General features: G+C 76.2%; 15 protein-coding genes. 4 read left to right on the forward strand and 11 right to left on the reverse strand.

Annotated elements, in window-relative coordinates:
* Window positions 1-14 precede the first annotated feature (14 nt).
* The 3 genes from menD to AS188_RS14480 all read right to left on the reverse strand — a co-directional run bounded on the left by menD (window position 15) and on the right by AS188_RS14480 (window position 5,182).
* The gene (menD, locus tag AS188_RS14470) at window positions 15-1,721 is read right to left on the reverse strand and encodes a 2-succinyl-5-enolpyruvyl-6-hydroxy-3-cyclohexene-1-carboxylic-acid synthase (RefSeq protein WP_058859432.1); all 1,707 of its coding nucleotides are present in this window, start codon (window positions 1,719-1,721) and stop codon (window positions 15-17) included.
* Window positions 1,722-1,811: 90 nt separating this feature from the next.
* Entirely contained in the window at window positions 1,812-4,007 is a 2,196-nt protein-coding gene (locus AS188_RS14475; RefSeq protein WP_058859433.1) for a PhoX family protein, read from the reverse strand.
* A 170-nt stretch (window positions 4,008-4,177) separates the two neighbouring features.
* A complete protein-coding gene (locus tag AS188_RS14480; protein ID WP_058859974.1) occupies window positions 4,178-5,182 on the reverse strand; it encodes an o-succinylbenzoate synthase in 1,005 nt (334 codons plus the stop codon).
* A 141-nt stretch (window positions 5,183-5,323) separates the two neighbouring features.
* Between AS188_RS14480 and AS188_RS14485 the strand changes: the two genes are divergently transcribed.
* Window positions 5,324-6,172 carry a phosphatase PAP2 family protein gene (locus AS188_RS14485; RefSeq protein ID WP_058859434.1) on the forward strand — a complete coding sequence of 283 codons (849 nt, stop codon included), beginning with the start codon at window positions 5,324-5,326 and terminating at the stop codon, window positions 6,170-6,172.
* Here AS188_RS14485 and AS188_RS14490 read toward each other — a convergent pair.
* The gene (locus AS188_RS14490; RefSeq protein WP_058859435.1) at window positions 6,105-6,998 is read right to left on the reverse strand and encodes an MBL fold metallo-hydrolase; all 894 of its coding nucleotides are present in this window, start codon (window positions 6,996-6,998) and stop codon (window positions 6,105-6,107) included. The two genes, AS188_RS14485 and AS188_RS14490, sit on opposite strands and share 68 nt — an antisense overlap.
* Before the next feature lie 40 nt (window positions 6,999-7,038).
* On the opposite strand from AS188_RS14490, the gene gluQRS reads away from it, so the two are divergent.
* The gene (gene gluQRS, locus AS188_RS14495; RefSeq protein WP_058859436.1) at window positions 7,039-7,977 is read left to right on the forward strand and encodes a tRNA glutamyl-Q(34) synthetase GluQRS; all 939 of its coding nucleotides are present in this window, start codon (window positions 7,039-7,041) and stop codon (window positions 7,975-7,977) included.
* Here gluQRS and aceB read toward each other — a convergent pair.
* Complete coding sequence (gene aceB / locus AS188_RS14500; RefSeq protein ID WP_058859975.1) at window positions 7,962-9,638, reverse strand: malate synthase A; 1,677 nt, start codon at window positions 9,636-9,638, stop codon at window positions 7,962-7,964. The genes gluQRS and aceB overlap by 16 nt on opposite strands.
* Before the next feature lie 126 nt (window positions 9,639-9,764).
* The gene (gene aceA / locus AS188_RS14505; RefSeq protein WP_058859976.1) at window positions 9,765-11,051 is read right to left on the reverse strand and encodes an isocitrate lyase; all 1,287 of its coding nucleotides are present in this window, start codon (window positions 11,049-11,051) and stop codon (window positions 9,765-9,767) included.
* A gap of 183 nt (window positions 11,052-11,234) precedes the next feature.
* Here aceA and AS188_RS14510 point away from each other — a divergent pair, with 183 nt between their 5' ends.
* Both AS188_RS14510 and putP read left to right on the forward strand, forming a co-directional pair.
* Window positions 11,235-12,725 carry an XRE family transcriptional regulator gene (locus tag AS188_RS14510; RefSeq protein WP_058859437.1) on the forward strand — a complete coding sequence of 497 codons (1,491 nt, stop codon included), beginning with the start codon at window positions 11,235-11,237 and terminating at the stop codon, window positions 12,723-12,725.
* Window positions 12,726-12,856: 131 nt separating this feature from the next.
* Window positions 12,857-14,377: a sodium/proline symporter PutP gene (putP, locus tag AS188_RS14515; RefSeq protein ID WP_058859438.1), complete on the forward strand. Its 1,521-nt coding sequence runs from the start codon at window positions 12,857-12,859 to the stop codon at window positions 14,375-14,377.
* Between the two features lie 70 nt (window positions 14,378-14,447).
* Here putP and AS188_RS14520 read toward each other — a convergent pair whose 3' ends face one another.
* The 5 genes from AS188_RS14520 to AS188_RS14540 form a co-directional block, all read right to left on the reverse strand.
* Window positions 14,448-15,410 carry an L-lactate dehydrogenase gene (locus tag AS188_RS14520; RefSeq protein WP_058859439.1) on the reverse strand — a complete coding sequence of 321 codons (963 nt, stop codon included), beginning with the start codon at window positions 15,408-15,410 and terminating at the stop codon, window positions 14,448-14,450.
* A 37-nt stretch (window positions 15,411-15,447) separates the two neighbouring features.
* Complete coding sequence (locus AS188_RS14525) at window positions 15,448-17,379, reverse strand: penicillin-binding transpeptidase domain-containing protein (RefSeq protein ID WP_058859440.1); 1,932 nt, start codon at window positions 17,377-17,379, stop codon at window positions 15,448-15,450.
* A gap of 43 nt (window positions 17,380-17,422) precedes the next feature.
* Window positions 17,423-18,367, reverse strand: a complete 945-nt coding sequence (locus tag AS188_RS14530) for an HpcH/HpaI aldolase/citrate lyase family protein (protein WP_058859441.1) — start codon at window positions 18,365-18,367, stop codon at window positions 17,423-17,425.
* Between the two features lie 268 nt (window positions 18,368-18,635).
* Entirely contained in the window at window positions 18,636-20,822 is a 2,187-nt protein-coding gene (locus tag AS188_RS14535) for an ATP-dependent helicase C-terminal domain-containing protein (RefSeq protein ID WP_058859442.1), read from the reverse strand.
* Window positions 20,819-21,628, reverse strand: a complete 810-nt coding sequence (locus AS188_RS14540) for an alpha/beta fold hydrolase (protein ID WP_058859443.1) — start codon at window positions 21,626-21,628, stop codon at window positions 20,819-20,821. Before AS188_RS14540 ends, AS188_RS14535 begins: the two co-directional genes overlap by 4 nt.
* Window positions 21,629-21,712 lie beyond the last annotated feature (84 nt).

The raw sequence follows: 21,712 nt of genomic DNA on the forward strand, positions 1-21,712 counted from the left end.
TCCGGTCCGCCCGCTCAGCAGCCCGGCGCGGCGGCCGCGACGGCCTCCCGCAGCCGGGCGTGCAGGGCGCGCAGCTGCGCCCGGTCGGCGGGCACCTCGACCACGGAGCGCCCGCGCACCGGGGCCGCCAGGACCCGCCCAAGCTCGGCGGCCGTGCCGGCCCGCACGTGGGCGGCCCCCCAGCCGGCGCACAACGCGTCCAGGCGCGCGGTGTGCGGGGTGCCGAAGAAGCGCTCGACGACGTCGCGGTACCGCTCGTCCCGCTCCCCCAGCGCCCCGTGCTCGAGGGTCGCGAAGATCCCGCCGCCGCCGTCGTTGAGCACCACCACCTGCAGGTCGGGCTCCCGCTCCCCGGTGCCCAGCAGCAGCGACGAGGCGTCGTGCAGGAACGTCAGGTCCCCCAGCAGCGCCCGCACCGGCCGCCCCGCGCCCAGGCCCGCCCCGGCGGCCGTGGCCACGGTCCCGTCGATGCCGGCCAGCCCCCGGTTGGCCACGACCGGCGGAGCGGCCGGGCCCGGGCGGGCGGCGAGGTCGAGGTCGCGCACCGGGTTGGACGAGCCGGCCACGAGCAGCGCCCCGTCCCGGGCGCACGCGGCCCACACGGCCGCGGCCACCGCCGGGCCGCTCACCGGGCCGCGGGCGAGCAGCGCCGCCACGGCGTCGTCGGCGGCGGCCCCGGCCCGCCGCCAGGCGGGCAGCCACCCCGGGGCGCCGCGGCCCGTGAAGGCGGCCGCGGCCGCCCAGTCCGGCAGGACCTCCTCGCGGCGCCGGCCCGGTTCGCACCACGCCACCGGGTCGGGGCGCACGGCGGCGGTCGCGACGTCCGGGCGCTGCAGCAGCGCCGCCACGGGCCGGGAGAGGGTGGGCCGGCCCACGAGCAGGACGCGCTCGACGCCTGCGCCCAGCGCGGTGCCGAGCAGCAGCCGGTAGGCCCCGGCGGCGTTCGGGCCGCGACGCGCCCCGGAGGAGGGCTCGGCCAGCAGCGGCAGCCCGAGCGCCTCGGCGAAGCGCGCGGCGTCCGGGCCGGCGCCGTCGCCCGCGACGACGACCGCCCGGGACCGGTCCCCGGCCGCGTCGGGGCCGGGCACGGGCCCGGCCCCGACGGCGGGCAGGGCGAGCGCACCCGGGCCGGCGGGGCCGGTGCGGGCGGCGAGGTCCCGGGCCCAGCCGGCCAGCTCCGGGCCGTCCTCCGGTGCCGGGTGCAGGGGGTCGCGCAGGGCGACGTTGAGGTGGACCGGTCCCGCCGGGGCGCCGGCCAGGGCCGCCAGCACCGGGGCGAGGCGGGCGGGCACGTCCTCGTCCTCGGGCAGCAGGTCGAGCCCGGCGCGGACGTGGTCGCCGAAGATCCCCGGCTGGCGGGTGGTCTGGTTGGCGCCCGTCCCGCGCAGCTCGGGCGGGCGGTCGGCGGTGAGCAGCACGAGGGGCACCTCGGCGTGGTCGGCCTCGAGCGCGGCCGGCAGCAGGTTGCCGACCGCGGTGCCGGAGGTCGTCAGCACGGCGGCGGGCCGGCCGGTGGCGCGCGCGATGCCCAGGGCGGTGAAGGCGGCCCCCCGCTCGTCGACGCGCACGTGCACCTCGAGCGCCGCGGCGGCGTGCGCGGCCGCCGCCGCGTAGGCCAGGGGAGCCGAGCGGGAGCCGGGGGCGACGACGAGGTGGCGGGTGCCGGCGGCGACGAGCGCGGTCAGGACGGCGCGGGCGGTGGCCAGGGAGGAGGTGCTCACGGGCCACCAGCGTAGTGCCGCGGCACGGGCGCGCCCCCGTCCCGCGGCACGGGACGGGGGCGCGGGACGGGGGCGCGGGACGGGGCCGGCTCAGTAGGAGCGGCGGGCGCGCCGGGCCGCGGTCTTCGTCCGCACCGTCGCCTTGCCGCGGTAGCCGCGGTAGCGGGGGCCGCGGCTGCCGTTCTTGCGCCGCTTGTGCCGGTTGCGCTCGCGGCCCGGGGCGTCGTGGACCGCGCCGGGGAACTCGGGCTCCTCGCCGCGGCCGACGGCGAAGACCTGGGCGACGGACGGGCGCGGCAGGGACCACTCGCCCTCCCCCTCCCGGGTCTCGACGACGTAGTCGGGGAAGTAGGAGCGGGGCTCCTCGAAGGTCCCGTCCTCGCCCGGGTGCTGGACGGCCACGTAGACCATGCGCTCGCGGTCGTGGATCACGGGCCCGCAGGTCTCGGCGTCCTGGGGCACGGCGAGGAACTGCTCGACGTTGCCGCGCTGGGTGCCGGTGAGGCCGACCTTGAACAGCCCGTCGTTGTAGTCGATCGTGCCGGGGGCGCCGTCGGTGGAGATCCACAGGTTGCCCACCGAGTCGAAGGCGAGGTTGTCGGGGCAGGAGATCGGCGAGACCTTCTCGGCGGGGAAGCCGGCGAAGTAGGCCGAGGCGTTCTTCGCGGGGTCCCCGGCGACGATGAGGATGCTCCAGTCGAAGCGCACGGCGTCCGCGCGGTTGCCGCGCTCGGTGAGCTCGAGGACGTGGCCGTCGCGGTTCTGGGTGCGGGGGTTGGCCTCGTCGGGGCCGGCCTTGCCCTCGGTGCCGCGCTGGGTGTTGTTGGTCAGCGCCACGTAGAGCCTGCCGGTGTGCGGGGAGGGCTCGACGTCCTCGGGGCGGTCCATCTTCGTGGCGCCGGCCCTGTCCGCGGCCAGGCGGGTGAAGACGAGGACCTCCTCGACGGTCATGCCCTCGACGGCCGAGGCCCCGTCCACGACCAGCGGCAGCCACTGCCCCGAGCCGTCGAACGCCCCGTCGGAGGGCAGCCGCCCGGAGCCGTCGATCTCCGCCTCGGTGTCCCCGGTGAACCGCGCCACGTAGAGGTCGCCCTCGGACAGCAGCGTGAGGTTGTGGGCGCGGTCGCCCTCGCGGTACTTCTTCGCGGAGACGAACTTGTAGAGGTAGTCGAAGCGCTCGTCGTCGCCGGAGTAGGCGACCACGGTGCCGTCCTCGGCCACGCGCACGTTCGCGCCCTCGTGCTTGAACCGGCCCAGGCTCGTGTGCTTGACCGGGGTCGAGGACGGGTCCTGCGGGTCGATCTCCACGACCCAGCCGAAGCGGTGCGGCTCGTTCTCGTAGCCGGGCAGCGTGGAGTCGAAGCGCGGCTCGACCTCGTGCCAGCGCCGGCTCGGGGCCTCGGTGGAGATCCCGTAGCGCTGCTGCTCGGCGGAGCCGTTGCCCTTGAAGTACTGGTTGAAGTTCTCCTCGCCGGACAGGACGGTGCCCCAGGGGGTGGTGCCGCCGGCGCAGTTGTTCTGCGTCCCGAGCACCAGGGCGCCCGTGGGGTCGTCCCGGGTCCTCAGCAGGTCGGAGCCGGCCGCGGGGCCGTCGACGGCGAAGGGGGTCTCGAGGGTGATCCGCCGGTTGCGGGACCCGCCGCGCACGTAGGACCAGGGGCGGCCCGGGCCGGTGCGGGCGATCTCGACCACGGACATCCCGTGGGCGGCCATGGCCACCCGGGCCACCCGCTCGAGGTCGCCCTGCTGGTCGGCCGGGAACATGAGGTTCTCGTTGGTGTACTCGTGGTTGCTCACCAGCACGCCGGTGCGCCCGCCGCGGTCCTGGATGACGTCGAGGTAGTCGCAGTTGTAGCCGAACTGGCGGGCCTGGGCCTCGGGGGTCTGGGCACGGGGGTCGAACTCCGGGGAGTCGTCGAAGAGCGGGTCGCCCCAGCGGATGATCGGCGACCAGTCGTAGCCCTCCGGCACGGTGAGGTCGTCGACGGTGTTCGGGACGGGGTCGATCGGGGTGAAGGACAGTCCCCGGCCGCGGCCGTGGGCCTGGGCGGCCTCCGGGGCGGCGCCGACGACGCCGACGGTCACGGCGGCCGCGGCCCCGAGGCCCAGGGCCGAGCGGCGGCTCAGGGCGGCGTTCGCGATGTCGCGGAAGTAGCCGTTGCCGGAGGTGTTGCACTCCGGGCCGGCGCAGGCGCTCGCGCACTTGAGCTGACAGGTCACCGGGCTGCGCTTGCCGCGGGTGTGCCCCAGCAGCGGCAGGAAGGGGCGCTTGGCGGTCTCGGTCATGGTCTCTCCCCTGGGGACGGGGCGCGCGGCACGGGCCGCGGCCGGAGGTCTCGGATGCGGGTCCACTGCACCACCACCGCATGAGGCCCCGGGGGCGGCGAGGGAAAGCCCAGGTTAACGAGCGGTGGCCGGGCGGGACGGGCGGCGCGCCGCGCGGAGTGTGACCCGTGTCACCCCTCGGCGGCGAGCGCGTGCACCCGCCGCAGCCGCTCGAGCCACCACTGCCGCCGGGGGGCGGGCACGGCGTGGTGGGCGAGCAGCTGCGGGTCGGGGACGGCCTCGCGCAGCTCGAGCTCGCCGTCGACCGGGCGCAGCGGCGCGGCGAGCACGTCGGCCTCCAGCAGCGAGACCGTTCCCAGCCCGCAGGCCCACGGCAGCTCCGGCAGGGCGGCGGCGAGGGCCAGCCCGGCCCGGATGCCCACCGAGGAGTCGAGGGCGGAGCTGACGACCGCGGGCAGCCCGGCCGCGGCGACGACCTCCAGGGCGCGGCGCACCCCGCCCAGGGGTGCGGCCTTGACGACGAGCAGGTCCGCGGCCCCGGCCCGGGCCACGGCGAGGGGGTCCTCCTCCTTGCGCACGGACTCGTCGGCGGCCACGAGCACGGGCACGCCCCGGTCGGCCAGGCCCTCGCGCACGGCGGCGAGCTCCCCGATGCCGGCCGCCGGCTGCTCCGCGTAGGCCAGCCCGTGCCGGGCCAGCCGCTCCAGGGCCCGCAGGGCCGCGGGGACCTCCCACCCGCCGTTGGCGTCCACGCGCAGCTCCGCCCCGGGCAGCAGCGCGCGCACGGCGGCGACGCGGGCGTCGTCGTCGTCGAGGTCCTGGCCGCGCTCGGCGACCTTGATCTTCACGGCCCCCACCCGGCCGGCGTAGCCGGCGAGGACCTCCGGCACCCGGTCCGCGGGCACGGCGGGGACGGTGGCGTTGACGGGGATCCGGGTGCGCCGCGGGGCCGGGAAGCCGCGCCAGGCGGTGTCGGCGGCTGCGCGCAGCCACGCGAGGGCCTCCGCGTCCCCGTACTCGGGGAACGGGCCGAACTCGGCCCAGCCGGCCGGCCCGCGCAGCAGCGCGGTCTCGCGCACGTCGATGCCGCGGAAGCGCACGCGCAGCGGCAGGGCGACGACGTGGACCTCGGCGAGCAGCTCGTCGACGGGGGGCAGGGGCGGGTGGGCGTCCATGCCCATCAGCCTATGCGCGCGCTCCCAGCCGGGGCCGGGCCGGGCGTGGCAGGATGGTGCTCCCGCGGGCGAGGACCCCGCCGTGCCCCGGTGCGCCCCGGCGCGGACCGCCCGCCCGAGACCGCCGAGCCCAGGAGCCCCATGACCACCACCGCCGTCCGTCCGCGGACCACCGCCGGCCAGGTGCTGGCCCACGTCCTCGGCGCCCTCGTGGCCTGGGCGGGGGCCGTGGGCGTGGGCGTCGTGGCCCTGACCACCGCGGCCGGGCAGTGGCTCGACGAGCGGGCCCTGAAGCAGGCGCACAACGCCTTCCCTGGCCTCACCGACCGCGGCCGGGAGCTGCTCGACCTCCTGCCGTGGGCGGTGGGCGGGATCTGCGCGGTGGCCCTGGTGGTGCTGGCCGTGCGGGCGCGCCGGCTCGCCCCGGCGCTGACGGGGGCGGCGGTCGTGGTGCTGTCCAACCTCACCGTGCAGCTGCTCAAGCGGGTGTTCGTGGACAAGCCCGACCTCGGCATCCAGGAGGCCGCGGCCAACTCCTTCCCCTCCGGGCACACGGCCGCGACGGCCGCCGCGGTCGCGGTCGTGCTGCTCGCCGCCCCGGCCGCCGCGCGGCCCGCGGTGGCCCTGCTCGGGGCGGGCGCGATGACCGCCACGGGCATCGCCACGCTGGTCAACGGCTGGCACCGGCCCTCGGACGTGGTGGCCTCCCTGCTCGTGGTCGGCGGCTGGGCGGCGCTGGGCGGGCTCGTGCTGCGCCTGACCGGCCCCGCCGAGGGGCCCGTGCGCGGCGGGGGCCTCACGGCGCTGCTCGGGCTGGCCGGGGCGGGGGCGCTGCTGACGGGGCTGCTGCCGGCGTGGGTGGCCCTGGAGCGCCCGGGCGGGGGCTGGGCCGCGGTGGCCGGGTGCGCGGCGGTGCTGGGGGTCAGTCTGCTGACGGCTGCGGCGCTGACAGCGCTGCAGGCACCGCGCCGGCGGGGGCCTCGGACCTGATCCGCTCGAGCCGGTCCAGCAGCACCCGGGCGGAGCCGGGGGTGTAGGGCAGCCGGAACATCGAGGCGGTCACGGGGCGCATCCCGCCGGGGGCGGCCGCGGCGGCCTCGCTCGCGTCCACCCGCTCGATCGCGGTGCGCATCAGCCGCGCCTGCTCCCGCACGTGGCCGCGCTCCACGGGGCGGCCGTGGCCGGGGACGAACACCCGGTAGCGCTCCAGGTCCGCCAGCCGGTCGAGGGCCTCGGCCCAGCCGCGCGGGAAGGAGTCCTCAAACTGCGGGTCCGTGCCCTGCTCCACGAGGTCGCCCACGAACACGACGTCGTCGGTGCCCACGCACACGTCGTTGTCGGTGTGCGCCCGGCCCAGGGAGAAGAGCACGGCGCTGCGCTCCCCGAGGTCCACCCGGGCCAGGGCGGGGCGGCGCCCCGTGCCCGGCAGGTGCCGGTTGGGCGGGACCACGGCCGTGTCGGGGCCCTCCGCGGCGGCCATCTCCGGCTCGTGGGTGCCGACGTAGGAGCGGTGGTAGTCGGCGTGGGCGCGGATGGCCTCGGCGCAGCCGCGGTGGCCCCAGAACTCCTCGGCGCCCGCGCGGCGGAACACGGCGTTGCCCATGTAGTGGACGTGGTGGGCGTGGGTGTTCACGACCACCAGCGGCAGCGGGGTCACCGAGCGCACGGCCGCCAGGATCTCCGCGCCCTGGCGCGGCCCGGCCCCGGTGTCGACCACGAGGGCGCGCCGGGTCCCGAGCACGAGACCGGAGTTCAGCCTCCAGTTGTCCGTGCTCACGGCGAAGACGCCGTCGCGGAGCTCGTTGATGCGGGTCACCCGACCAGGGTACCGACCGCACCCGCCTATCCTGGTCCCCATGACTTCCGACGGGACCGGGGATGCACCGCGCGGTGCGGGCCGCTACGCTCCGTCCCCCTCGGGGGACCTGCACGTGGGCAACCTGCGCACGGCGCTGCTGGCCTGGGCGCTCGCCCGCGGCAGCGGGCGCTCCTTCGTGCTGCGGATCGAGGACCTCGACCGGGTGCGCCCGGGCGCGGCGCGGCGCCAGCTGGCGGACCTGGCCCGCACGGGGCTGGACTGGGACGGTGAGCCGCTGCTGCAGTCGACGCGGGAGGCGGCCCACCGCGCGGTGGTCGAGCGGCTCACGGCCGCGGGCCTGACCTACGAGTGCTACTGCACCCGCCGCGAGATCCGGGCGGCGGCGAGCGCCCCGCACGGCGCCCCGGGCGCCTACCCCGGCACGTGCCGGGACCTGGGCCCGGCCGAGCGGGCGGTGCGGCGGGCGGGGCGGGCCCCGGCGGTGCGGCTGCGCGCGCAGGTGCACGAGGAGACCGTCCTGGACCGGTGGGCCGGCCCGTACACGGGCGCGGTCGACGACCTCGTGCTGCTGCGCAACGACGGGCGGCCCGCCTACAACCTGGCGGTGGTCCTCGACGACGCCCACCAGGGCGTGGACCAGGTGGTGCGCGGGGACGACCTGCTGCCCTCCACCCCGCGCCAGGCCCATCTCGCCGACCTGCTGGGGCTGCCCCGGCCCGAGTGGGTGCACGTGCCGCTGGTGCTCAACCCGCAGGGGCAGCGGCTGGCCAAGCGCGACGGCGCCGTGACCCTGGCGGACCTCGGGGCCGCGGGGGTGCCCGCGGAGGAGGCGGTCGCCCGGATCGTGGCCTCCCTGGGGCTGCCCGGGCGGCCCCGGACGGCGCAGGACGTCCTCGCCGTGCTCGACGAGGACGTCCTGCCGCGCGTGCCGTGGGTCCTGGACCCGCGGAAGTGGACGGCTCAGCGCACGGGCTGAGCCCGCTGCGCCGGGGCCTGCTCCGGCTCGTGCGGGTCCTCGGGCTCGGCGAGGAAGCGCTCGTAGGCCGCGGAGGTCAGGAAGGCCGGGTAGTCCTGCCCCAGGGCCACCTCCTCGAACACCGCGCGGGCGTCGTCGAAGCGGTCGCCCTCGGTGCGCTCGATCCGCCCGAACTCCTCGTCGACGAGCTCGGCCACCCACTCGCGGGTGATCTCCTCGCCCTCGTCGGTGATCGCCCGGGAGTTGACCCACTGCCAGATCTGGGAGCGGGAGATCTCGGCGGTCGCGGCGTCCTCCATGAGGTTGTGGATGGCCACCGCCCCGGAGCCGCGCAGCCAGGCCTCGATGTAGCGGATCCCGACGTCGATGTTGTTGCGGATCCCGGCCTCGGTGATCCTGCCCTCGGCCGAGGCGATGTCGATCAGCGCCTTGTCGTCGGGCATCACGTCCTCGCGCCGGCGGTCGAGCTGGTTGGGCCTCTCCCCCAGCACCCGGTCGAAGACCTCCTGGCAGACCGGCACGAGGTCGGGGTGGGCGACCCAGGAGCCGTCGAAGCCGTCCTCGGCCTCGCGGGTCTTGTCCGCGCGCACCTTCTCGACCGCGGTGCGGTTGACCTCCTCGTCGCGGCGGGACGGGATGAACGCCGCCATCCCGCCGATGGCCATGGCCCCGCGCCGGTGGCAGGCGCGCACGAGCTGCTCGGTGTAGGCGCGCATGAACGGCTGGGTCATGGTCACCTCGTTGCGGTCCGGCAGCAGGAAGCGCGGTCCGCGCGTGCGGAAGTTCTTGATGATCGAGAAGATGTAGTCCCAGCGCCCGGCGTTGAGCCCCGCGGCGTGCTCGCCGAGCTCCCAGAGGATCTCCTCCATCTCGAACGCGGCGGTGATCGTCTCGATGAGCACGGTCGCCCGGATGGTGCCGCGGTCGGTGCCCAGCAGCGACTCGGCCTTCGTGAACACGTCGTGCCACAGCCGCGCCTCGCGGTGGGACTCGAGCTTGGGCAGGTAGAAGTAGGGGCCGAGGCCGAGCTTCTTCAGCCGGCGGGCGTTGTGGAAGAAGTACAGCCCGAAGTCCACCAGCGCCCCGGCGATCGGCTCGCCCTTGACCGACAGGTGCTTCTCCTCGAGGTGCCAGCCGCGGGGGCGGACCACGATCGTCGGGTTGGCGCGGGCGTCCGTGTTCCGCAGCGCGTACTTCCTGCCGTCCGGGCCGGTGAACTCGATGGTGCCCTCGAGCGCGTCGATCAGGTTGAGCTGGTTGGTCACCACGTTCGTCCAGTGCGGGGTGTTGGCGTCCTCCATGTCCGCCAGCCACACCCTCGCCCCGGAGTTGAGCGCGTTGATCGTCATCTTCCGCTCGGTGGGGCCGGTGATCTCCACGCGCCGGTCCTCGAGGCCGGGCGGGGGCGGCGGGACCCGCCAGGAGTCGTCCTCGCGGATCCGGCGGGTCTCCGGCAGGAAGGAGGGGTCCGTGCCGCGGGCGATCGCCTTCCGGCGCTCCTCGCGCGCCGCCAGCAGCTCGCGCCGGCGGGGCTCGAACTCCCGGTGCAGGGCCGCCAGGAACCCGAGGGCGTCGGGGGTGAGCACGCTGGACTGCCGGGGCACGTGGTGGCCGGTGAGGGTCACGCCGTTGATCGTCACGGGGTTGCTGGTCATGGTCATCATGGCTGGTTCCTCGGCTGGTGAGGTCGGCGGGAAGGACGGGGGCCGGCGCGCCGCACCCGGTGCCCGGGTGCGGCGCGGCCGGGGGCCCGGGACGGGGTCCCCGGCCGCGGGGCGCGCAGCGGCCTAGTGGAACTGGGCGGTCTCGGTGGAGCCGGCCAGGGCCGTGGTCGAGGAGTCCGGGTTCAGCGTCGTGGAGACGAGGTCGAAGTAGCCGGTGCCGACCTCGCGCTGGTGGCGGGTGGCGGTGTAGCCGCGCTCCTCGGCCGCGAACTCCCGCTCCTGCAGCTCGACGTAGGCCTTCATCTGCTCGCGGGCGTAGCCGTGGGCGAGGTCGAACATCGAGTAGTTCAGGGCGTGGAAGCCGGCGAGGGTGATGAACTGGAACTTGTAGCCCATCGCCCCGAGCTCGCGCTGGAACTTCGCGATCGTGGCGTCGTCCAGGTGCTTCTTCCAGTTGAAGGACGGCGAGCAGTTGTAGGCCAGCATCTGGTCCGGGTGCTCGGCGTGGATGCCCTCGGCGAACTTCTTGGCGAGCTCGAGGTCGGGGGTGCCGGTCTCCATCCACAGCAGGTCCGCGTACGGGGCGTAGGCGTTGCCGCGGGCGATGCACGCCTCGAGGCCGTTGCGGACCTTGTAGTAGCCCTCGGCGGTGCGCTCGCCGGTGATGAACGGCTTGTCCCGGTCGTCGACGTCCGAGGTGATCAGCGTGGCCGCCTCGGCGTCGGTGCGGGCGATGATCAGGGACGGGACGTCGGCGACGTCGGCGGCGAGCCGGGCCGCGCTGAGGGTGCGCACGTGCTGCTGGGTGGGGATGAGCACCTTGCCGCCGAGGTGGCCGCACTTCTTCTCGGAGGCCAGCTGGTCCTCCCAGTGCACGCCCGCCGCGCCGGCGGCGATCATGGACTTCATCAGCTCGTAGGCGTTGAGCGGGCCGCCGAAGCCCGCCTCGGCGTCGGCGACGATCGGGACCAGCCAGTCCTCGACGGTGCTGATGCCCTCGGCGTGCTCGATCTGGTCGGCGCGCATGAGCGCGTTGTTGATCCGCCGCACGACCGCCGGGACGGAGTTGGCGGGGTAGATCGACTGGTCCGGGTAGGTCTGGCCGGCGAGGTTGGCGTCGCCGGCGACCTGCCACCCGGAGAGGTAGATGGCCTTCAGGCCGGCCTTGACCTGCTGGACGGCCTGGTTGCCGGTGAGCGCGCCGAGGGCGTTGACGAAGTCCTCGGAGTGCAGCTTCTCCCACAGCCGCTCCGCGCCGCGGCGGGCGAGGGTCATCTCCTCCTGCACCGTGCCGCGCAGGCGCACGACGTCCTCCGCGGAGTACTCGCGGGTGATCCGCGCCCAGCGGGGGTCGGCGTCCCACTCCTGGCGGAGCTCGTCGGCGGTCTTGGGGGCGTTGGGGTAGGACATGATCTGCTCCTCGTCGAGTGTCCGGAGTCCCGGCCCGTGCGGGGCCGTGCTGTCGTTCGGGGCCACCACGGCCCGCCGTTGTTCGCGGTTCCTTGGTGACACACACCACTGTGCGCCTGAATCCACCCGGTTGACCCCATATTTTCCCGTGAATTTCTACTGTTCTTCACGTATCGTGAAGAAATGACCACCAGCGCCTGGGGCTACGACGCCCCGACGACGACCACGACGGCGAACCCCCCCGGCGGCACCGACCTGATCGGCCTGGGCCGGCGCATCCGCACGCTGCGCAAGCGGCGCGGGCTGACCCTCGCCGGGCTCGCGGAGCAGACCGGGACGGCTCCCTCCCAGCTGTCGGTGATCGAGAACGGCCGCCGCGAGCCCCGGCTGAGCCTGCTCCAGCGGCTGGCCGACGCCCTCGGGACGAGCGTCGACGCGCTGCTGGGCGCCGAGCCCGCCGACCGGCGCGAGGCGCTGGAGGTCCAGCTCGAGCGGGCCCAGCGCTCCCCGCTCTACGAGCAGCTGGGCCTGCCCACGGTGCGGGTCAGCTCGGCGCTGTCCACGGAGGTGCTCGAGGCGCTGGTCGCCCTGCAGGACCGGCTGGGGCAGGCGCTCGAGAAGAACTCCGCGACCCCGGAGGAGGCCCGGCGGGCGAACGTGCAGCTGCGGCGGCTGATGCGGGAGCAGGACAACTACTTCCCCGACCTCGAGCAGGCCGCCAAGGAGCTGCTGGCCCTGGGGGGCTACTCCTCGGGACCGGTGTCCAACTCCGTCATCGCCGAGATGGTCGGCCGCCTCGGCTACAGCATCCACCACGTCACGGACCTGCCGCACTCCACCCGCTCGGTCACGGACCTGCTCAACAAGCGGATCTACCTGGTGCAGAGCCCGCGGGCCGACCACGACCCGCGGGCGGTGCTGCTGCAGGCGGTGGGCCACCAGGTGCTCGGCCACGAGCCGCCCCGGGACTACGCCGAGTTCCTCTTCCAGCGGGTCCAGGCCAACTACTTCGCCGCGGCCGTGGTGATGCCCGAGGAGAAGGCCGTGCCGTTCCTGACCGAGGCGAAGAAGCAGCGGGCGCTGTTCCTGGAGGACCTCAAGGACCGCTTCGCGGTCTCCCACGAGACGGCCGGGCACCGCTTCACCAACCTCGCCACCCGCCACCTGGGGATCCGCACCCACTTCCACAAGGTCTCCTCCTCGGGGGTGATCCACAAGGCCTACGAGAACAACGGGCTGGTCTTCCCGATGGACCACACGGGGGCGATCGAGGGGCAGATCTCCTGCCGCAAGTGGTCCGGGCGCACGGTCTTCGACCAGCCCAACCAGTTCACCGCCTTCGCCCAGTACACGGACACCCCCTCCGGCACCTACTGGTGCTCGACGCGCACCGAGCTCTCGGGCCAGGGGACGTTCTCGATCGGGGTGGGCGTGGCGTTCACCGACGCCCGGTGGTTCCGCGGCCGCGACACCCCGCACCGGACCGTCTCGACCTGCCCCGACCCGGCGTGCTGCCGCCGGCCCCCGGAGGAGCTGCGCCGGGTGTGGGCCGGGCACGCGTGGCCGAACACCCGGGCCCACTCGCACGTGCTCGCGGCCCTGCCGGAGGGCGCGTTCCCGGGCGTGGACGAGCGGGAGGTCTACGAGTTCCTGGCCGCCCACGACCGCGGCTGAGGCCCCGCACGGGGCCCTGCCCGGCTGGCAACACGCCGGGAGCGGGCGTAAAGTCTGCCCAGACCTTTGTTCTCCACCCGTCCCCCGGCAGCCTCGCTCGTCCCGGGCCGGCGCCGGGCGGAAAGGACAGCATGACCCAGCAGATAGCCCAGACGGTCGCGATCGTCATCTACTTCGCGGCCATGATCGGCATCGGCCTGTACGCCAACCGCCGGACCAACGACCTCGACGACTACATGCTCGGCGGGCGCAACCTCAAGCCCGGCACCGCCGCGCTCAGCGCGGGGGCCTCGGACATGTCCGGGTGGCTGCTCATGGGCCTGCCCGGGGCCGTGTTCCTCTCGGGTCTCGTGGAGGCCTGGATCGCGATCGGCCTGACCGCCGGCGCCTGGCTGAACTGGAAGTTCATCGCCCCGCGGCTGCGCTCCTACACGGAGGTCTCGCACAACTCCATCACGATCCCCTCCTTCCTCGACAACCGGCTCAAGGGCGGCGGGCGCTTGCTGCGCATCGTCTCCGGCGTCGTGATCCTCGTGTTCTTCACGTTCTACGTCTCCTCCGGCATGGTCGCCGGCGGGCTGTTCTTCCAGTCCTCCTTCGGCTCGACCTACCACACCGGCCTGCTGCTGGTCGTGGCCGTGACCATCGGCTACACCCTCTTCGGCGGCTTCCTCGGGGCGACCTACACGGACGTGGTGCAGGGGCTGATGATGTTCGCCGCGCTGCTGCTCGTGCCGATCGTGGGGGTCATCAACGTCGGCGGCTTCGGCGCGATGGCCGAGAACATCCGGGCGGTCCAGCCCGACGCCCTGTCCCTCGTGGCGGGCGGCTCGGTGATCGGCATCGTCTCGGCCCTCGCGTGGGGCCTGGGCTACTTCGGCCAGCCGCACATCATCGTGCGCTTCATGGCGATGCGCTCGCCCTCCGACGCCAAGTACGGCCGCCGGATCGGCATCGGCTGGATGGTCCTCAGCGTGCTCGGCGCGATCTCGACGGCGCTCGTGGGCATGGCCTACTACGGCAGCCGCCCCGAGGAGTCCCCCACCGACCCGGAGTCGGTCTTCCTCGACCTCTCCCAGGTGCTGTTCCACCCCGTGATCGCGGGCTTCGTGCTCGCGGCCGTGCTCGCGGCGATCATGTCCACCGTCTCCTCCCAGCTGATCGTCTCCTCCTCGGCCCTCGTCGAGGACCTCTACAAGCTGACCGTCAAGGAGACCCCCTCCCCCCGCCGGCAGGTCTGGCTCGGGCGCGCCGGCGTGGCCGCCGTGGCCCTGGTCGCGGTGCTGCTCGCCTGGCAGCAGAACAACACGATCCTCGGGCTCGTGGCCTTCGCGTGGGCCGGCTTCGGCGCGGCCTTCGGCCCGATCGTGATCCTGTCCCTGTTCTGGCGCAGGCTCACCGCCGCCGGGGCGATCACCGGCATGGTCCTGGGCGCGGTGACCGTCTTCGCGTGGACGGTCACCCCGTGGGCGGACCTCTACGAGATCATCCCCGGGTTCGTCGTGTGCACGGTCGCCGCGGTGGCGGTCTCCCTGGCCACCCACCGCCACGACCCGGTCGTCGACCAGGAGTTCGACGACGCCGCCCGCCTGGCCCACGCGGCCCAGGACGAGATGGCGGCCGAGAAGAAGGCCCGGCCCGCCGAGGCCTGAGCCGCCCGCTCCCCGGCGCGAGGAGGGGCCCGTTCCGCACCGGAACGGGCCCCTCCTGCCGTGCCGGGCCTCAGTGGCCGATCGAGGCCAGGGTCGCGCGGATCGCCTGCGCCGAGCGGCGCAGCAGGGTCAGCTCCTGGGCGTCCATGGGCACGGGAGGGAGGCCGACGACGCCGGGGCGCGCCACGACCGAGGGCACGGACAGGGCCACCCCGCTGATGCCGTGGTAGTCCTCGAGCACCGTGGAGACCGGCAGCACGGCGTGCTCGTCGCGCAGGACGGCCTCGACCACCCGCACCCCGGCCAGGCCGATCGCGTAGTTGGTGGCGCCCTTGCCGGCGATCACCTCGTAGGCGGCTCCGACGACGCGCTCGGCCAGCGCGGCCAGGTGCTGCTCGTCGAAGGGCCGCCGCCCGTCCACGGTCCACTCGCGCAGGGGCACCTGGCCGATGGTCGCGGAGGACCACAGGGGGAACTCGCTGTCCCCGTGCTCGCCCACGATCGTGGCGTGCACGCTGCCGGTGGCCACGCCGGCCTCCTCGGCGAGCAGCCAGCGCAGCCGGGAGGTGTCGAGCACGGTGCCCGAGGCCAGCACCCGCCCGGCGGGCAGCCCGCTGATCCGCCGGGCCACGACGGTCAGGACGTCGCAGGGGTTGGTCACGAGCACGTACACGGCGTCGGGGGCCTGCTCGAGCAGGCGGGGCAGCAGGGACCCGAGGATCGCGGCGTTGGCGGCCGCGAGGTCCATCCGGGTCTGGCCCGGGCGCTGCTTGGCCCCGGCGGTGACCACCACGACGTCGGCGCCGGCGAGCACCGCGACGTCGTCGGAGCCCGTGACCCGGGCGCCGCCGGTGAACATGGTGCCGTGGGCGAGGTCGAGGGCCTCCGCCCGGACCCGGTCGGCGTCGAGGTCGTACAGGGCGATCTCCTGGGCGGCCCCGCGGATCATGGCGGCGTAGGCGAGGGAGGTGCCGACGGCGCCGGCGCCGACCACCCCGATCCTCGTGCGTGCGGTGGGAGCGGTCTGCGGCACGGTGTCCTCCTCGGGACGGCAGCGGTGGGGACGGGACTCAGGGGCGGGCGGCGCGCAGGACCTCGAGGGCGATCGGCCCGCCGGTGACCGAGCCGAGGTCGCCGTCCTCGACGAACACGGCGACGGCGAGGTCCTCGTGGGCGGCGATCACCCAGGAGTGGGTGCGGGGCGGGTCCTCGGTGCCGTACTCGGCGGTGCCGGTCTTGCCGATCGCCGTGTCCGGGCTCAGGGCCCGCAGGCCGTCGAGGTGGCCCTCGGTGACGACCGCGCGCATCGTGGTGCGCAGCTGCGCGGCCTCCTCGGCGGTGAGCGGGGCGTCCGTGGCCGGGCGGGCGGGGGCGTCGTCGACGAGGCCGTCGGTGGCCACGAGGCGGGGGGTGACGAGCCCGCCGTCGGCGGCCGAGGCGGCCAGCACGGCCATGCTCAGCGGGGAGACGAGGGTGCGGCCCTGGCCGAACAGCGCCGCGGCGTGCTGGACGGGCGGCTCCTCGTCGGGGATCGAGCCGAGGAACGCCTCGACGCCGAGCCGGGCCTCCATGCCCGTGCCGAGGGCCGCGGCCGCCTCGGCGAGCTCCTCCTGGGTGACGCGCTCGTGCTGGCCGGCGAAGAACGTGTTGCAGGACTGGGCCATGGCCTCGGTGAGCGGGATGGAGCCGGTGGCCGCGGGGTCGTAGGAGGGGGCGTTGCGGAACTCGGCGCCCTCGACCGCCAGCGAGGGCGGGCACGGGTGCTCGGTGGACGGGTCGTCGCCCTCGCGGAGCATGGCCAGGGCCGTGGCGACCTTGAACGTCGACCCGGGCGCGTAGCGGCCCTGCAGGGCCGTGGGATAGCCCTCGGAGCCGGGGCCGTCGGCGGCGGCGAGGACCTCGCCCGTCGAGGGGCGCAGCGCCACGACGGCGGCCGGGGACGCCACGCCCTCCAGCTGCTCGAGGGCGGCCTCCTGGAGGCCGCGGTCGAGGGTGAGCGCGACGGGCTGCCCGTCCACGGGGGCGACCTCGTGCAGGGGCGCGGCGGCACCGGGGGCCGGCCCGCCGTCGGCGCGCAGGCCGATCCGCTCGACGACGGCCCCGGCGCGCCCGCGCAGCCGGTCGTCGAAGGCCTCCTGCACGCCGCCGCGGCCGACGACGTCCCCGGCGGCGAGCTCCCCGCCGGAGCGCTCGAGGTCCTCGGCCGTGGCCGGTCCGACCGCCCCGAGCAGGGCCGGGGCGAAGCCGCGGGAGGGGGCCAGCGGCTGCTCGTCGTCCACCGCGCGCACCCCGGGCACGGCCGAGGTCCGGCCGGCGGGCAGGGCGCGGAAGTCGTCCTCGCGCAGGGTGACCGCCTCCACGAAGGCCTCCGGGCCGGCCTGCTCGACCGACGCGGCGTAGGCGGCAGGGTCGAGCTCGACGACGTCCTCGAGCGCGGCCACGAGCTGCCGGGCGGCGCGGGCGGGGTCGGCCTCCCCGAGCCGCCCGCGGTCGATGCCGATCCGGTGGACGGGGCGCTCGGTGACGAGCACCTCTCCCCCGGCGCCGGTGACGTCCCCGCGGTCGGCGGGCAGGGTGCGCAGGCGCAGCCCCTCGTCCGGGCCCAGGGAGGGCTCGACGACGGCCGGGGACCACCGGGCCCGCCACTGCCCGTCCGCGTCCTGCTCGAGGGGCAGGCGCGCGTCGTAGGACCAGTCCTGCTCGCCGGGCAGGTCCCAGGTCCAGGAGAGCACCGCCTCGCGGCCGTCCTCCCCCGCCTCCTCGACCCCGGCCAGCGCCACGGCCGGGTCGGCCCCGCCCAGGTGGGCGGTGATCCGTTCGAGCTCCTCCTGGGCCTGCGCGGGCAGCGCGGTGCCGGTGAGGTCCCCGGCGTCCAGGCCCGCGGCGACGCCCTCGGCGGCGTCGCGGGCGCCGTCGGGCAGCGCGCCGCAGCCGGCCGCGAGCAGGAGGACGGTGAGGCCGAGGCCGGCGGCCGCGGCGCGGGAGCGGGAGGAGGTGCGCATCGGGACCGACCCTAGTCCGGCGCGGCGGGGTCCGGCGGACCGCTCAGCAGTGGTAGGTGTCGGTGGGCGCCTCGAAGTGGACGTCGTAGCCCTCCGGGATGCTCAGGCCGAAGGCCCCGGCCAGGCCGAGGATCTTCCGGGCCCGGGCCAGGCGGGGCAGGTCGGAGCCGTTGCGGATCTCCCCGCCGTCGGCGTCGAAGTCCTGGAGGAACTCGGTGGCCCAGGACAGCTCGGACAGCGACGGGCTGAGCCCCTCGTTGACCGTGGCGGTCTGCTCGGGCATCAGGCACAGCTTGCCGGTCATGCCGAACTCGAGGGTCACGGCCGTGGCCTCGGCGAGCTTGGGGCCCAGGGCGCCCACGGCCGGGCCGTCGATGGGCCCGGGCAGGTTCGCGGCGCGCGAGGCGATCGTGAACTGCGAGCGAGTGTGGGCCAGCGTCATGGGGTTCTCGCCGAAGCCGGTGTCGCGGCGGAAGTCGCCGAGGCCGAAGCCGAGCCGGTAGGTGGAGCGCGCCCCGGCGATGGCCTGCAGGTTCTGCACCCCCCGGGCGGTCTCGACGAGCGCGACGATCCGGGTGTCCTTCAGCAGCTCCGCGGTGCGGGTGACGTGCTCCGGGGACTCGACCATGGCGAGCATGACGCCCTCCAGGCCGCGCACGCCGGCGAGGGCGCGCAGGTCGTCCTCCCACCACTGGGTGCCGAAGCCGTTGACGCGCACCCACGCCCGCTGCGGGGTGCCGTCCTCGGCCGTGCCCTCGAGCCAGCGCACCACGTTGTGCCGGGCGCGCTCCTTGTCCTTGGGCGCCACGGAGTCCTCGATGTCCAGGACGACGACGTCGGCCGCGCTGGCCCGGGCCGCCGCGAAGCGCTCGGTCTGGGCGCCGTTGACGAGCAGCCAGGAGCGGGCGAGCTCGGGGCCTACCGTCGGGGCGGGGGCGGGCGGGGTGGACGTGGTCGTCGAGGGGCTCTCGAGCGAGGTGGCAGTCATGAGGACGTACTCGTTCCGTGTCGTGCTGCGAACAGCGGTGCATCGGGGGGGGTGCCGGGGCGGAGGGGCCCGGGCGGGAGGACGGGGTCCTGCGGGGCCCCGGTGCGGCGTGGGTGCCGGGGCCGCGGGCCCGTGCCTCGGTGCCGTGCCGTCGGACCCGGGGGCCGCCAGGTGGGCGGGCCGGTGCCCGTGCGCCCTGGATCAGGGCGCGGCAGGTGCGGTGACCCGATCGTAACGCATCTCACAGGCGCGGCGCCACCGCGGCGGCTCAGCCCCGGCGCGCGGGACGGGTGGTGCGGGCGGTCGCCGGGGCCGTCCACGGGTCCTCGGGCCAAGGGTGCTTGGGGTAGCGTCCGCGCATCTCGGCCCGGACCTGCGCGTAGGGCCCGGCCCAGAAGGAGGCGAGGTCGCCGGTGACGGCCAGTGGCCGCCCGGCCGGGGAGAGCAGGTGGAACAGCACGGGGGCCCGTCCGGCGGCCACCGCCGGGGTCGCGGCCCAGCCGAAGCACTCCTGCAGCTTCACGGCCACCACCGGGCGCCCGGCCGGGTCGTCGGCCGGCGGGTAGTCGATCCGCACGCGGGAGCCGCTGGGCACGGCCAGGCGCTCGGGGGCGAGCTCCTCGAGGCGGGAGGCCTCGGGCCAGGGCAGCAGCCGGCGCAGGGGCTCGGCGAGGTCCGCCCCGCGCGCCCCGGCCGCGAGGGCGTCGAGCTCCGGGGCCAGCCACTGCTCGAGGGCGGCGGTCAGGGCGGCGTCGGAGACCTCCGGCCAGGGCGGGCCGAGCCGGTCGTGCAGCAGGGCCAGGCGGCGGCGCAGCCGGTCGGCGGCCTCCGACCAGCCGAGCAGGCCGGGCCCGCGGGCGGCCACGGCGGCGCGCACGGCCTCGCGGGCCGGCCCGGGCGGCGGGGGCACCGGGGTCGCGGAGAGCTCGATCGCCCCGAGGGCGCGGGTGCGGCGGGCGGTGACCCGGGTGCCGTCGAAGGAGGCGCGCACCGTGTCGGTGAGCAGGTGCTCGGCGCAGCGCTCGGCGGTGGCCCGGTCGAGGGCGGCGGCGGTGCGGACCACGGCCATCGTCGACGCCCGGGTCCCGTCCAGCAGCCCGCGGGCGAGGCGGGGGTCGGCCGGCACCCGGGCGAGCGCGCGCCCGGCCGCGGTGGCCCGCCCTCCGGCGTCGACCGCGCCGAGCCCGCGCAGCACCGACTCCGCCTCGGCGAGGACGGCGGGCGGGAGCGGGTCGGGCAGGGCCAGGCCGCGCCCGCCCGGGGAGCCCCAGCAGGCGAGCAGCAGGGCGGCGCCGGTGAGGTCGGCGGCGGCGACCTCCGGGGTGCCGTGGGCGGGCATGCCCGCCCACGTGCGCTCGTCGTAGCAGCGCACGGCGGTGCCGGGACCGAGCCGGGCCGCGCGCCCGGCCCGCTGCTCGGCGGAGGCGCGGGAGGCCGCGACCGTGACGAGCCCGGTCATCCCGCGGGCCGCGTCCCGGCGGGGCTCCCGGGCGAGCCCGGAGTCCACGACCAGGCGCACCCCCGGGACGGTGAGGGAGGACTCGGCCAGGGCCGTGCTCACGACCGCGCGCGGGGGCCCGCCCGGGGCGCGCCCGGCCGTGGCGCGGTCCTGCTCGGCGGCCCCGGTCCGCCCGTGCAGCTCGAGGACCTCGGTGCCGGGGGCGTGCGCGCGCAGGCGGCGGGCGACCTGGGCGACCTCCCACGCCCCGGGGAGGAAGACGAGGGCGTCGGTGCCGGGGTGCGCCGCCAGGGCCCGGGCGTGGGCGGCGGCCGCCGTGCGGGCGACGTGGTCGAGAAAGGCCGGGGTGACCCCGCGCCCGTCGGTGCGCCGGCCGGGGGCAGGTGCCCACTCGAGGCCCAGGGGGTGCAGGACCGCGGGGCTGTCGACCACGGGCGCCGGCTCGCCGCCGCCGAGCAGGCCCGCGAAGCGGGCGGCGTCGACGGTCGCGGACATCGCCGTGAGCACGAGGTCCTCCCGCAGCTGGCGCAGCTCGGCGAGCATGCCCGTGAGCAGGTCCGTCTCGAGGCCGCGCTCGTGCACCTCGTCCAGGACCACGGCGCCGGTGCCGGGCAGCCCGGGGTCGTGCAGCAGGCGGCGCAGCAGGATCCCCGGGGTCACGAACTCCACGAGGGTGCCGGGCCCGGCCCGGCGGTCCCCGCGCACGGTGTGCCCCACGCGCTCCCCCACCCGGGTGCCGCTCAGGTGCGCCAGGCGCCGGGCGGCGGCCCGGGCGGCGACCCGTCGCGGCTGGGTGACGACGACCCTGGCCGGCCCGTCCCCGCGCTCGTGCAGCAGCGCGGCGACCAGCGGCGGCACGAGGGTGGTCTTGCCGGAGCCGGGCGGGGCCTGGACCACCGCGGCACCGCCGGCGAGGGCCGCGCGCAGGGCGCCCGCGGCCCCCGCGACGGGCAGGCCGGCGCCGATCCGGTCGAGGTCGAAGGGCGCGGCGCTCACGGCTCCGTGTGCTCGAGGAACCCGCGCAGCACCTCGGCGAACTTCTCGGGCGCCTGGGAGTGCACCCAGTGCCCGGCCTCGCGGATCGTCACGCGGTGCGCGCGGGGGAAGAGCCGGCGCATCTGCGGTGCGTGCTCGTCCCTGACGTAGTCGGAGCGCCCGCCGGCGACCCACAGCACCGGGCCCTCGTAGACGGCGTCGCCGGTGTCCGGGAAGCCGCCGATGGCCTCCAGGCTCGTCCGCAGCAGCTCGAGGTTCGGCTCCCAGGAGAAGCCCTCCGGTCCGTGGCGCAGGTTCTGCAGCAGGAAGCTGCGGGTGGTGTCCCACGGGATGGGCTCCTTCAGCGCCGCGTCCGCGTCCGCGCGGCGCTCGAGGGAGCCGAGGTCCACGGCCGCGAGGCTGTCCAGCAGGTGGGCGAACTCGCCCTCCCCGCCCCCGGTGCGCACGGGCGAGATGTCGACCACCACGAGCCGGGAGACGAGCTCCGGGTGGCGCAGGGCGAGCACCATGGCGACCTTCCCGCCGAGGGAGTGCCCGACGACGGCGACCGGGCCCTCCGCGGCGAAGTCCGCCCGGAGGGCCTCGGCCACGGAATCGGCCATCTGGCCGTAGTCGACCCGGTCCGTCCACGCGGAGCGGCCGTGGTTGGGCAGGTCCACGAGCAGGCTCCGGTACTCCGGCTGCAGGTCCTTGGCGGCCCGGGTGAAGTTCTTGCCCCGGCCGAACAGGCCGTGGAGGAAGACGACGCCCTCGCCGTCGTCGCCCACGCGGGTCGTGTGCACGGTGGTCGTCGGGTGCTCAGCCATCCCCCGAGCCTATCGGGGTCCGGCCCCCTGTGCCCGTCCGGCGGACGGCCCGGCCGTGCCCTGGCGGCGCCGTCGTAGACTCGG

This window comes from Kocuria flava, assembly GCF_001482365.1.
GTDB lineage: Bacteria > Actinomycetota > Actinomycetes > Actinomycetales > Micrococcaceae > Kocuria > Kocuria flava.